This window comes from Archangium violaceum Cb vi76 (assembly GCF_000733295.1).
Lineage (GTDB): Bacteria > Myxococcota > Myxococcia > Myxococcales > Myxococcaceae > Archangium > Archangium violaceum.
In genome coordinates this window covers 66,277-78,342 of the sequence record NZ_JPMI01000270.1, presented here as the reverse complement: position 1 = coordinate 78,342, position 12,066 = coordinate 66,277, and the positions used below count along the sequence as shown (strand labels likewise).

The 12,066-nt window shown below is 70.8% G+C and carries 8 protein-coding genes; 6 read left to right on the top strand and 2 right to left on the bottom strand.

Annotation, left to right across the window (positions count from 1 at the left end):
* The first annotated feature begins 411 nt into the window (after nt 1–411).
* The gene (locus Q664_RS37030; protein WP_043406962.1) at nt 412–1,497 is read left to right on the top strand and encodes a hypothetical protein; all 1,086 of its coding nucleotides are present in this window, start codon (nt 412–414) and stop codon (nt 1,495–1,497) included.
* A gap of 30 nt (nt 1,498–1,527) precedes the next feature.
* Here Q664_RS37030 and Q664_RS37025 read toward each other — a convergent pair whose 3' ends face one another.
* Together Q664_RS37025 and Q664_RS37020 are read right to left on the bottom strand one after the other, a co-directional pair.
* Complete coding sequence (locus Q664_RS37025; RefSeq protein WP_043406959.1) at nt 1,528–2,553, bottom strand: S-adenosylmethionine:tRNA ribosyltransferase-isomerase; 1,026 nt, start codon at nt 2,551–2,553, stop codon at nt 1,528–1,530.
* Nucleotides 2,550–3,290 carry an SDR family NAD(P)-dependent oxidoreductase gene (locus Q664_RS37020; protein WP_043406956.1) on the bottom strand — a complete coding sequence of 247 codons (741 nt, stop codon included), beginning with the start codon at nt 3,288–3,290 and terminating at the stop codon, nt 2,550–2,552. The genes Q664_RS37025 and Q664_RS37020 overlap by 4 nt, the downstream gene beginning before the upstream one ends.
* A gap of 84 nt (nt 3,291–3,374) precedes the next feature.
* Between Q664_RS37020 and Q664_RS37015 the strand changes: the two genes are divergently transcribed.
* The 5 genes from Q664_RS37015 to Q664_RS36995 all read left to right on the top strand — a co-directional run bounded on the left by Q664_RS37015 (nt 3,375) and on the right by Q664_RS36995 (nt 12,062).
* The gene (locus Q664_RS37015) at nt 3,375–3,935 is read left to right on the top strand and encodes a helix-turn-helix domain-containing protein (protein ID WP_043406952.1); all 561 of its coding nucleotides are present in this window, start codon (nt 3,375–3,377) and stop codon (nt 3,933–3,935) included.
* Nucleotides 3,936–4,024: 89 nt separating this feature from the next.
* Nucleotides 4,025–5,626: a hypothetical protein gene (locus Q664_RS37010; RefSeq protein WP_152622558.1), complete on the top strand. Its 1,602-nt coding sequence runs from the start codon at nt 4,025–4,027 to the stop codon at nt 5,624–5,626.
* A 12-nt stretch (nt 5,627–5,638) separates the two neighbouring features.
* On the top strand, nt 5,639–6,670 hold the full coding sequence (locus Q664_RS37005) for a DUF1175 domain-containing protein (RefSeq protein WP_052519137.1): 1,032 nt from the start codon (nt 5,639–5,641) through the stop codon (nt 6,668–6,670).
* Nucleotides 6,652–11,358 carry an alpha-2-macroglobulin family protein gene (locus tag Q664_RS37000; RefSeq protein ID WP_084610595.1) on the top strand — a complete coding sequence of 1,569 codons (4,707 nt, stop codon included), beginning with the start codon at nt 6,652–6,654 and terminating at the stop codon, nt 11,356–11,358. The genes Q664_RS37005 and Q664_RS37000 overlap by 19 nt, the downstream gene beginning before the upstream one ends.
* Entirely contained in the window at nt 11,355–12,062 is a 708-nt protein-coding gene (locus Q664_RS36995; protein WP_052519136.1) for a DUF2135 domain-containing protein, read from the top strand. Before Q664_RS37000 ends, Q664_RS36995 begins: the two co-directional genes overlap by 4 nt.
* The last annotated feature ends 4 nt before the right edge of the window (nt 12,063–12,066 follow it).

Sequence of the window (12,066 nt, the reverse complement as noted above, 5' to 3'; positions counted from 1 at the left end):
GGGGTACTCGGCTCGAAGTAGGGGCCCAGTCTACCGACACACCTGAGCGGCCTACGTGTCGCGAGCGGTCATTCCCCCACCTCATGGAGCTGGTGCGCACGGGCGCGGTGGACCCCGACGAGCGCCCTGGATGCCTACCGCTCCTTCGACGCTCGCAACCCGGGCTGGATGAAGGTGGAGCTCGAGCCCTCCATGCTGACGTAGGGTGGCCCCGTCCGGACCCATCCCGGCGCGAGGATACCCGTCTCGCGCTGGGGATGACCGGGAACGGCGACTCCCACGGATTCCACTCGGGGGAGACCCGGTGGCGGGCGGGTACGTGGCTCGCACCGGGTGCGCGGCACCTGAGACGAAGCGGTCCCGCTGAAAGGGCTGCCCGTGCAGGTGGACCGCACACCCGGAGGAACCTGGATGGACAGCATCAGTGGAGTCGCGGAGGCCCCGGCCACCGCGAGGAAGCATGGCTCGCTCGTGGGCCTCGCGCCCTTGTTCGGACTGTTGGCGGGGGGCGCGGCCTCCTGGCTGGCGATATCCGTCTATCAATCCCCCCTGTACTTCCTGGACTGGCATGTCTGGGAAACAGGCGTCATTTCCGGTGCATCCACCCTGGGAGCCCTCGTGGCCGCTTGGGGGGTACGAGCGAAGAGCCAGGGCCGGAACGTTCCCGTGGCGGTGCTCATCCTGGCCGCCTGCGCGGGCTGGCTGGTGGCGCTTCCCCTGGCACTTCGGGACGCCCTCCGCATGCGCGAAGCCCTCGCCTACGCTTCGGATCCACGGCCACTCTTCGGCTCGGGATTCAGTGATTCGGCCACACTGCGGCTTCTCGGCGTGCTTCTCTCCGCGGGCGTGCTCCTGGGAGCGGCCCTCGGATTGGCCAGCGCAACCGCCCGGATGGGGAGGTCCAACTGGAGCGGGCGGAGCCTGGGACGCGGACTGCTCCTGACCTCGCCGGTGCTCGCCCTTCCCCTGGTGACCCTCGCCACCATGTCCGGGTCCACCCGGTTGGCGTCCTTCATGGGAATCCTCTCCCTCCTGGCGTTCTCGTTCCTCGGCACGGGAGCACTGGCCGCGCCCACGGTGGCCCCGGAAGAGCCGCGGGCCCTGCCACTGGCCACGGGCGCCTTGTGGACGGGAGCGTGCGGAGTGGTGACAGGTTGCGTGGGGCTCCGCGCGATGGCCTATGCGGCCGCTTGCACGGCGATGAGCAACGTGGACCCCGAGTACCTGTTGCTCCTCGTGAACGAGAATACCCATGAGCTCGACACGATGGCGAAAGTCACGGGCGTTGCCCTCCTGGCCTGTGTCATCCCACCGGTCATCTTCGCGGTCCTCTCCGTGCGCCGGGGAGCCAGGGGAATGGGCCTCGTCGCGGGAGCCCTCGGAGCACTCCTGCTGGCCTCCTCGTTGTGGATGGTGGATGGGCTGACCGCGAAGTCCCTGGATGACCAGTACCAAGAGGTCTCGCCCCACCCGTTCAACACGCACGAGAAGAAGTGAGCACGCGCCGGTGAGCCCACTCGCCCCCGCTCACGGGTCCAGGAGGAGGCACGAATCGCCGAACTCGTGCCCCAGGTAACCGCGCGCCTCCGCGAACACCGTGGCGGCGCGCAGCAGTTCCACCGGAGCGAACGCCTGGAGCAGCGTGAAGTGGCTGGTACCGGGCTCGTGCATCCCCGAGAGCAGCCCGTCCACCACGCGCGGGACGAAGCCCGGGCCGAGCAGCAGATCCGTCACCCCCTCCCCTGCTTCCAATCGGCCTCCCGTCTGCGCCGCGCGTCCTTCCAGCGCTCGCACCACCGTGGTGCCCACCGCCACCACCCTTCCACCTGAATCCCGTGTGGTCTGGATGGCCTCCACGGTGGCGGCGGGCACGTCGAAGCGCTCGGGACGAGGCAGCGCGGCATCCAGCACGGCGTCCCCCGTGGAGGACAGCCCCGCCGCATGCGTGAGCGAGGCCAGCCGCACGCCCCGCCGCTTCAGGTCCAGCAGCAGCGCCCAGGTGAGGGGCAGTCCCGCCGAGGGCGTCTCCACCGCCCACGGCCGCGCGGCATAGGCCGTCTGGATGTGCCAGAGCGCGAGCGGACGCTCCACGTGCGCGTACTGCACGGGCCTTCCAGCGCGGTAGAGCGCGGACCACAGCGCGGCGCCCTGGGCCTCGAAGCGCACCCGCAGCAGGCGTGGAGACGGAGGGAGCACGGCCACCACGCGCGCCCCCAGCCCGCCGAGCACGAGCCGCTCGCCCGGGGAGACGGGTGGAGGAAGGGGCCGGTCCTCGGTGCGCATGCGCCAGTCCCCCGCGCCGAAGAGAACGGCGGTCCAGGTGCCCTCCTCCTCGCGGGCCACGAGCCGCAGCTCGATGGGCGCACCCGCTTCCGTGCGGCCATGCAGGGCCGCGGGCAGGGTCGCGGCGTCATTGAGGACGAGCAGATCTCCCGGACGCAGCATCCGGGGAAGATCGCTCATGCGGACATCGTCGAGACGTCCCGAGCGGGGCGCCACGTGGAGCAGGCGTCCGGAGTCCGGTTGCTCCCGGGGCCAACGTGCGGCGTTCATGCGGCCTCCGGGCGTCCCACTTCGACGCGAGCGGCCTCCACCCGGGCCCCGGATGGATGCGCGTCCACCGACTCCACGAGCGTCACCAGGCGCACGGCCACGTCCCGGGGACGCGCGAGGGTGGACGGGTCCGCCTCGGGGATGGCGTCCCGGTGCATGACGGTGTCCATCTCCCCGGGGTCGACGTTGAGGAAGCGCACGCCCGTGCCCTCGAGCTCGGCGGCCCAGATGCGCCCCAGGTGCTCCAGCGCCACCTTGGACACGCCGTAGGCGCCCCAGCGCGGGTACGCCGAGACGGCCGCATCCGAGGTGACGTGCACCACCACGCCCCCGCCCCGCAGCACCATGGCGCCGGCGATGGCCTTGGTGAGGCGGAAGGGCCCCACGAGGTTCACCTCCAGCACCCGCCCCAGGTCCTCACAGGCGGTGTCCAACAGCAGCGGCAGCGGCGTGGGCCCCAGCGTGCTCGCGTTGTGCACCAGCACTTCGATGGGTCCCACCAGGGCGGAGGCGGCCCCCACCAACGGGTGGATGGCCTCCTTGTCTCCCACGTCGGCGGCGAGCGCATGGGCCTCGTGGCCCCGAGCGCGCAGCCGGGAAACGACCGCCTCCATCTCATCCGCGTTGCGCGAGACGCCCACCACCCGCGCCCCCTTCCGGGCGAAGGTCTCCATCAACGCCTCGCCGAGCCCCCGGCTCGCTCCCGTCACCAGTACGGCCTTTCCCTCGAGCTTCATCGTGTCTCCTCCTTGCACGAAGAAGTACGCGCGGGACGCTCATCCGTTGGTGGCCGTGCCAATGCATTGGCAGAATGCCATCGCATGAGCGACGAGGAGCTGGCGGGCTGGCTGGCACGCAACATCAAGACGCTCCGGGAAGCACGGGGGGCGACGCAAGCCCAGCTCGCGAAGCTGGCGGGCGTGCCCCGGGCCACGTGGGCGAACCTGGAATCGGGGACGAGCAACCCCACGCTGGCCGTGCTGCACCGCGTGGCGTCGGCCCTCCAGGTGTCCCTGGAGGAGCTGGTGGCGAAACCCCGGGCCAGTGCCCGGCACTACCCCCGCGAGAGCCTGACCGTACGGCAGCGGGGACCGGGCTTCGTGCGCAAGCTGCTGCCGGATCCGCTGCCGGGCATGGAGTTCGACCGGATGGAGCTGCCACCCGGGGCCCGGCTGACGGGCGTGCCGCACACGCCGGGGACGCGCGAATACCTCGTGTGCGAGTCGGGCCACCTGGCGCTGGTGGCCAGCGGCGAGCGCTTCCTCCTGGAGGTGGGCGACGTCGTGGTCTTCCGGGGGGACCAGAAACACTCGTATGAGAACGTAGGACCCAAGGTGGCGGTGGGCTATTCGGTGGTGCTGCTGGCCCCCCCGCCGCGGTGACGGCGCCCCCCGCCCTAGGTTTCCGGGGCGTGTGTGTGCTACGAAACAGCGCGTTCCCGAGCCCACACTCGACGGGGGGGATTGAACGAATGCGGAGCCGATCACTCGCGGCAGTTGCGCTCATCTTCGCCATGCTCTCTGGCTGCACCTGCGGCGGAGGAGAGAAGGAAGCGAAGAAGGGCCCGGCGCCCTCCGAGCTGTTGAAGTCCCTGCCCAGGGCCGCCGTCTCCCGGCCCACCGCGCTGGTGCCCAAGGCCGTGCTGAGCTCGCCCCGCTCCATGGTGGTGGCCGCCGCCGAGGCCCGGGGCACCTGGGACGCCTTCATGAAGACGGCGCCCGGCAAGGCGCTGGTGGAAGGCCGCGCCCTCGAGCACGTGAGCCTCTCCGCGCAGATGGAGCGGGCCCTCTCGCTCAGCCATGACCTGGCCTCCGCCTCCGAGCACCCGCTCGCCGCGGATCGCCTCGCCGAGGCCCTCTCCGGCCCGGCCGCCATCGGCGTGGCGGACAACGACGACGAGGACGCCGACCTCCTGCTGGTGAAGGAAGTGGATGGCTCCCAGGAGTTCGTGGTCCGGCTCGCCCTGATGGCCTCCACCCTGAAGGGCTTCGGCGTGAGCACCGAGCAGCACGAGGGCCACCCCCTGCACAAGCTGCGGCGCGGCACCCGCATCCTCCACGTGGCCGCCTTCCAGAACGTGCTCATTGCCTCCACCGACGAGAAGCTGGCCAGGGCGGCCCTCTCGCTCGCGCTCGGCAAGGGCGGCGAGTCCGTCGAGTCCGTCGCTGGCTACAAGAAGGAGGTGGACAAGCTGCAGGGCCACCGCCTCGCCGCGCTCATGTCGCTCGAGCCGGATGGCCCGCCGGCGCTGCTGCTGGGCCTGTCGCAGCTGGCGCTCGGGCTGGACGTGGACTCGGGACAGATGCAGCTCGGCGGCGAGCTCGCCGACTCCCCCGACACCGTGGCCGCCTTCCGCGCGCTGGCCTACGTGCCCAAGGACGCGGTGCTCTTCTCGAGCCTCGGCGCGGCCAATGCCGAGGTCTTCCTCGAGCGCCTCGGCGGCTCGGGCGGCAACAGCGCCGAGGAGATGCGCAAGGCGCTCGTCCTCCCGAAGGAGCTGGAGGACGCCCTCACCGACGAGGCCTTCTATGGACTGCTCGGCGTGTCGGACACGCGCTTCAACCACCTGCTCGGCCTGGGCCTGAAGGACAGCGCCGCCGCGGCCAAGGCCTTCCCCAAGCTGGCGAAGAACTGGCTGGACGAGCCCGAGAAGCAGGACATCGCCCCGGGCATCTCCAGCTTCTGCAACTCCACCGGGGGGTTGTGCCTGGCGCTGGCGAAGGACTACCTACTGGCGGCCACGGACCTGGAGTCGCTGACGGCCGCGGTGGAGGCGGGGCTCGGCAAGCGCCCCGCCCTCTCGGACGTGAAGGGCTTCCAGCAGGTGGGCAAGAGCGGTGACACCCGCTTCCTCACCGCCTACGTGGACACGGCCCGCGCGGCCGATGCCATGCTCACCTTCTTCCGCGCCGTGGGCCAGGGCCAGAGCCAGGGCTTCGACACCGGCGACGTGGACGCCAGCGTGGCGCCGCTGTGCGAGGCGATGAAGAAGCTGCCGCCCTATGGTGGTGGGCTCGCCGTGGACGGCACCGTGGTGGCCGGCCAGTTCCAGCCGTTGCCGGTGCAGCAGTAAGGGGGCCGACGCGTGAAGTGGGCTCTCGCCATCGCCGCCGTGCTGGCCGCGCCAGCGCTGGGCCTGCGCACCTCCGCGCGGGTCGAGCGCTCCGCGTCCGAGCTGCCCGCCGATGGCAGTGCCTCCATGAGCTTCCACGTCCAGCCGCGCTCGCTGCTGGGCCTCTCCGCGCCGCTGCTGCCCTCCACCCACGCCAGCCTCTCGCTCACTCCCTCCATCGCCCGCGCCTCTTGCGGCGCGGGCGCCCACGGCCCCGTGTGCACCGTCGTGGCGGGCACCACGCCGGGCGAGATGCGCGGCACCCTACGGGTGGAGGATGCGCTCGGGCTGGTGACGGAGACGCCCGTGGAGCTGCGCCTGCGCGCGGATGACTCCGACACGGACAAGGACGGCTTCCCGGACGCCGTCGAGCTGGATTCGGAGGATGACCGCCAGGCGTTCCGCCGCTGGTTCGTGACGCTGGCCGCCGCGCAGTACCCCAAGCCGGACCCGCACTGGCCCGAGGTGCACCAGGATTGCGCGGGGCTCCTGCGCTTCGCCTACAAGGAGGCCCTCAAGGCCCACGGGGCGGGCTGGCGCAAGGGGCGCGAGCTCCACACGGCCTCCGCGCCGGACGTGCGCAAGTACCACTACCCCGCCGTGCCCGTGCTCGGAGACAAGCTCTTCCGCGTGGCGCCCGGCGCCCATGACGCGAAGGGGCCGCTCGCGTCGGCCTTCAGCGCGTCCGCCAGCGCGCGCTGGCTCCTGTCCGCCAACGCGGTGCGCATCCCCTCCGGACGCGCCCTGCCGGGGGACCTGCTCTTCTTCGAGGATCCCGAGGCCCGCGGGATGTCCTACCACTCGATGGTGTACCTGGGTGACCTCGACGGGCTCGGGCCCGAGGTCGTCTACCATACCGGCCCCGACAGTCGGCCCGGCGGTTCCAAGGGAATCGTCAAACGGGTGCTGTTCAAAGACCTTTTGTCGCATCCGGACGAGAAGTGGCGCCCGCGCGACGACAACCCGCATTTCGTGGGGTTCTACCGATGGAAGATTCTCGACTGAAGTTGGTGCTCGCCGTGCTGTTGGTGCTCGCCGCGCCGGACGCAACCGCTCGCGGGCGCTTCTACCTGTCCACGCAGACGGTGGCCGCTCCGGGCACCCAGCCCACGGTGAGCATCGAGGCCAGCGGTGTGAACGCGCTCTCCATGCGCGTCTACCGCATCCCCGAGCCCGAGGCCTTCATGCTCGGGCAGACGGATCTGCACCGCCCGGTGACGAAGAACACCCTGCGGGACAAGCACCTCTTCACGGTGCTCACCGGCGGCTACCGCGCGGCGGCCTCCTCGTTGCGCGAGCAGGTGCGTGACGCCATCTCCCCCCAGGCGCGCGCCTCGGCGCTGACGGTGCTCGAGCCGGCCAACACGGGCCTGACCAAGGCCCAGTCGGCCCCGGCCCGCGAGCAGGTCCGCATCCCGCTGCTCAAGGAGTATCCGCTCGTCAGCTACTGGCGGGAGGACCTGGACGGCTCGGTGTCGGAGTCGGAGCCGTCGGAGGAGAGCGGCGAGGACGGCGAGGGCTACTCGGGCAACAGCGGGAACTGGACGCTGCGCACGCTGGAGCTGGGCGTGAAGGAGAGCGGCGTCTACCTGGTGGAGGGCGTGACGGGCGAGGACGTGGGCTACACGCTGGCGGTGGTGTCGCGCATCGGCCTGATGGTGAAGCAGGGCCCGGAGCAGACGGTGGCGCTGGCGGTGGACCAGACGACGGGCGCGGCGCTCGCGGGCGTGAAGGTGACGCTGTACGACCAGGGCAAGCCGTACGCCGAGGGCGTGACGGACGGTGACGGTCTCTTCAAGGCCAGGGTGAAGGCGCCCACGCAGACGCTGGCGCTGGCGCGCAAGGGCGACGACGTGGCGCTGGCGGATGCCTCCTTCTACTCGGGGGCGGCGAATGACCGGGTGGTGTACCTCTTCACGGACCGGCCGGTGTACCGCCCGGGGCACGAGGTGCACTTCAAGGGCATCATCCGCTCGCGCGCGGGCACGGCCTATGCGCCGCCGAAGGGTGGCAAGGCCGACGTGTCCCTGGTGGATCCCGGCGGCACGGCCATGGACACGATGGAGGTGGACGTCACCGCGAATGGCAGCTTCACCGGGCGCTTCGAGCTGCCGGACAAGGCGGCGCAGCCCGCGGCGGGCGTCTGGCGCATCCGCGCCGAGGTGGAGGGCGAGGCCTTCGAGGGCGAGTTCAAGCTGAAGGAGTTCACCAGGCCGGAGTACCAGGTGAGCGTGCAGCTGGGCCGGCCCTCCTACGTGGAGGGCGACGAGGTGTCGGGCCGGGTGCTGGCGCGCTTCTTCCACGGTGGCGTGGTGAAGAACGCGGACGTGCAGCTCACCGTGTACCGCAGCCGCTTCTTCGTCCCGGACTTCGTGGACGCGGAGGCGGACTTCTTCGTCTCCGAGGGTGAGCGCGCCTCGGCGGGGCGGGAGATCGTCCAGGAGACGTCCGGCAAGCTGGACGCGAACGGGACGTTCGCCTTCACCTTCCCCACGGCCTCGGACGGCCAGGACTTCACCTACTCCATCGAGGCCAAGGTGGTGGACGGCTCGGGCAAGACGGCCCGGGGCCAGAAGGCGGTGGACGTGACGGTGGGCCGCTTCTTCCTGTCGGCGCGGGCGAACAAGCTCGTCTACGAGCCGGGGGACGAGGTGTCGCTCCAGGTGGTGGCGCGCGACTACGGCGAGAAGCCGGTGGCCGCTCAGGTGGAGGTGGAGGTGAAGTACCAGAAGCGCACGGGTGACTCGGTGAGCGAGGCGTCGCTGACCGCGCATCCGCTCCAGGTGGCGGCGTCCGCCGCGGGAGGCCTGCACAAGCTGAAGCCCACCGAGCCCGGTGCCTACGTGGCCACCCTCACCGCGACGGATGATGCCGGCTCGACCATCACCACCACGGTGCCCTTCTTCGTCACCAAGAAGGGCGGGGACATCCCCATGGCCAAGGGCGGGTTCGAGCTGTACTCGGACAAGCCCACCTACAAGGTCGGCGACGAGGCGGTGGTGCTGGTGCGCGCCCCGTTCGACTCGGCCAGCGTGCTGCTGACGCACCAGGGCCTGGAGGTGCTCTCCAGCGAGGCGCTCGAGCTCAAGGGCTACTCGGCGGTGCTGCGCTTCAAGGTAACGAAGGAGATGACGCCCAACATGTACGTGGGCGCCATGGCCATCTCCGCCGGGCGCACCTTCCGCCAGGAGCTGCTGGTGCGCGTGCCGCCCACGGACCGGGTGCTCCAGGTGGAGGTGACGGCGGACAAGGAGAAGTACGCGCCGGGCGACACGGGCACCTTCACGGTGTCGGTGAAGTCGCCGGACGGCAAGCCGGTGGCCAACGCCGACATCGCCCTGTCCGTCGTGGACGAGGCCATCTACGCCGTCTCGCCGGAGATCGCCCCCTCGCTGCCGGAGTTCTTCTTCCACCCGGTGCGCGACAACGTGCGCGGCACCAGCTCCACCACCTTCCGCTTCTACGGCTACGGCCGCAGCGTGCGCGAGCAGATGAGCCAGCTCGTGCAGCGCAGCCGCGCGGGCTTCGGTGACCTGAAGACGCTCTCGCGCAAGGTGCGCAAGGACTTCAAGGACACGCTGGTCTTCTCGCCCAACCTGGCCACCGGCCCGGATGGCAAGGCGCGGATGAAGGTGACGTTCCCGGACAACCTCACCACGTGGCGGGCCACCGCGCGCGTCATCACCGCGGACACCTCGGTGGGCTTCGGCGTGGGCAAGGCGCGGGTGCACCAGGACTTCCAGGTGCGGCTGGCCACCCCCCGCTTCTTCCGCGAGCGCGACACGCTGCAGCTCGGCGTGCTGCTGGAGAACTCCACCAGCCAGAAGGGCACGGCCACGGTGACGCTCGAGGCCACCGGCGTCGAGCTGACCGAGAAGCAGAAGACCCTCTCGGTGGACGGCAATGACCAGGCGGTGGCGGTGTTCCCCGTCAAGGTGGTGGGGGGCAACGGCAAGGTGAAGCTGCGCGCCCACGGCAAGCTGGGCAACCACTCCGACTCCATGGAGCTGGAGGTGCCGCGGCTGCCCCACGGTGCGCTGCTGAGCGAGGCCGTCGTCGCCTCGCTGGGGGCCGACTCCACCGCGCCGGTGGACCTCGCCCTGGAGGTTCCGGCCTCCGCCCACCCCGAGGCCTCGCGGCTGGCCGTCTACGCCAGCACCGGCATCGCGCCGGCCATCGAGAGCGCCCTGGACTACCTGGTGGGCTACCCGTACGGCTGCACCGAGCAGACGATGAGCCGCTTCGTGCCCAACCTCGTGGCGGTGAAGGCGTATGAGCAGCTCAAGCTGCCGCGCAAGCAGCGCCACGAGGAGCTGCCGAAGATGGTGATGGCGGGTGTGGCGCGGCTGCGCCAGCTCCAGCACAACGATGGTGGCTGGGGCTGGTGGGAGGAGGACGCGACCGACGCGGCCATGACGGGCTACGTGGTGCAGGGCCTGGCCATGGCGCGCTCGCTCGGCTACGGCAACGAGGAGCTGGACAACATGCTCACCCGCGGGCTCGCGAAGCTCTCCGCGCTCACCAACGGGGACATGGATGACGGGCTCCGGGCGAAGCTGCTCTACAACCTGGCGGTGGCGGGCAAGTCGTCGGACTCGATGCTCACCGCGCTCTCGCAGAAGGTGCGCGAGCAGGCCGAGCTCTCCGCGTACACCAAGTCGTTGGTGGTGCTCGCGCTGGCCGAGTCGGGCAAGCAGGACGACGCCGCCGCGCTGGCCGAGGAGCTCGAGCGCTCCGCCAACCGGGTGGGCGAGCTGGTGGTGTTCGGCGGCAACGGGACGGAGCCCTGGTGGCAGGGCCGCATCCAGCCGGCCATGGCCACGTGGGACAAGGACCCCATCGAGTCCACGGCCTCGGCGCTCCGGGCGCTCGCCCGCGCGCGGCCCTCCAGCCCGTTCATCGACGGCGCGGTGAAGTTCCTCCTGCAGCAGCGGCGCGAGGGCCACTGGCAGAGCACCCGTGACACCGCGGTGGTGGTGTCCGCACTGGCCGACGTGCTCCCGCGCTTCGCCAGCCAGACGCAGGGCGCCACCGTCGCCGCGGTGTTGGATGGTCAGCCGCTCGGCGAGCGCACCTACGCGGGCGAGGACCTCTATGGTCCCGAGCTGATGGTGGGTGAGACGCTGACGGTGAAGCCGGGCCCGCACATCATCCAGGTCGCGCGCAAGGGCGAGGGCGCCGGGATGATGCTCGAGGCGCGGCTGTCGTACGTGGATGCCGGCGAGGGCCTGAAGGCGAGCAGCAGTGGCCTGACCATCACCCGCCGCTACCACCGCGTGGTGCGCGAGCAGGGCGGCGCGGGCCTCGAGGAGAAGCTCCAGCCGCTCGGCAAGAGCGCGGAGCAGGATGGGCTGCTCTTCGTCGAGCTGGAGGTCAACTCCCCGAACGCCGCGGAGTACGTGATGCTGGAGGATCCGCTGTGCTCCGGCTGCGAGGTGGAGGAGGCCGACGTGGGCCGCACGCCCGGAGGCAGGGACCTGCACCCGAAGGGCCTGCACCGCGAGGTGCGCGACGAGAAGGTGGTCTTCTTCGTGAGCGACGTGAAGGCGGGCAAGAACGTCTTCGGCTACATGATGGCGCCGGGCCTCGCGGGCACCATGCACGTGATGCCGGCCACCGCCTCGCTCATGTACCACCCGCAGGTGCGGGGTACCTCGAACGAGCAGACGCTGACGGTGGGAGGTGAGCCGTGAACGCCCGGATGTTGCTGTCGGTGCTGACGCTGTTGCTCTGTGGGGCCACCTCCGCCTGGGCCAAGGACGGGCCCACGGTGACGCTCGCCACTCCGGCCGGAGGATGGACCTCGAACCGCGTGGCGCGCATCACCGGCACCGTCTCCGACGCCTCGCTGGGTGTCGGCACCCTCTCCATCAACGGCACCGAGCGGCCGCTGCCCCTGCGCGGCGGCTCGTTCGACCTGTCCCTCGTGCTGTCGCCGGGGATGAACGTGATTGAGGTGTCGGCGGCCAACGAGGCCGGTGTGGGCCGCGCCAAGGCGTCGGTGTTCGCCAAGGTGCCGAAGATCGATCTGCGCGTGGTGCTCTCGTGGGACACCGACGGCACGGACCTCGACCTGCACGTACTGGAGCCCTCGGGTGAGGAGTCCTGGTACGGGCACAAGGAGACCGCGAGCGGCGGCTCGCTCGACGTGGACGTGACGACGGGCTACGGGCCGGAGATCTACACCCAGGCCAACTCGCAGGCGGGCGTCTACAAGATCCTGGTGGACTACTTCTCCGACAACGGGAACGCCCAGACGGAGGTGAAGGTGGACGTGCTCCTCCACGAGGGCACCGACCGCGAGGAGCGGCACACCTTCCGTCACATGCTGACCCGCACGGGCGGCAAGTTCGAGGTGGGAACCTTCACGGTGAAGGCCGCCCGGGTCGTGGAGTAACCCT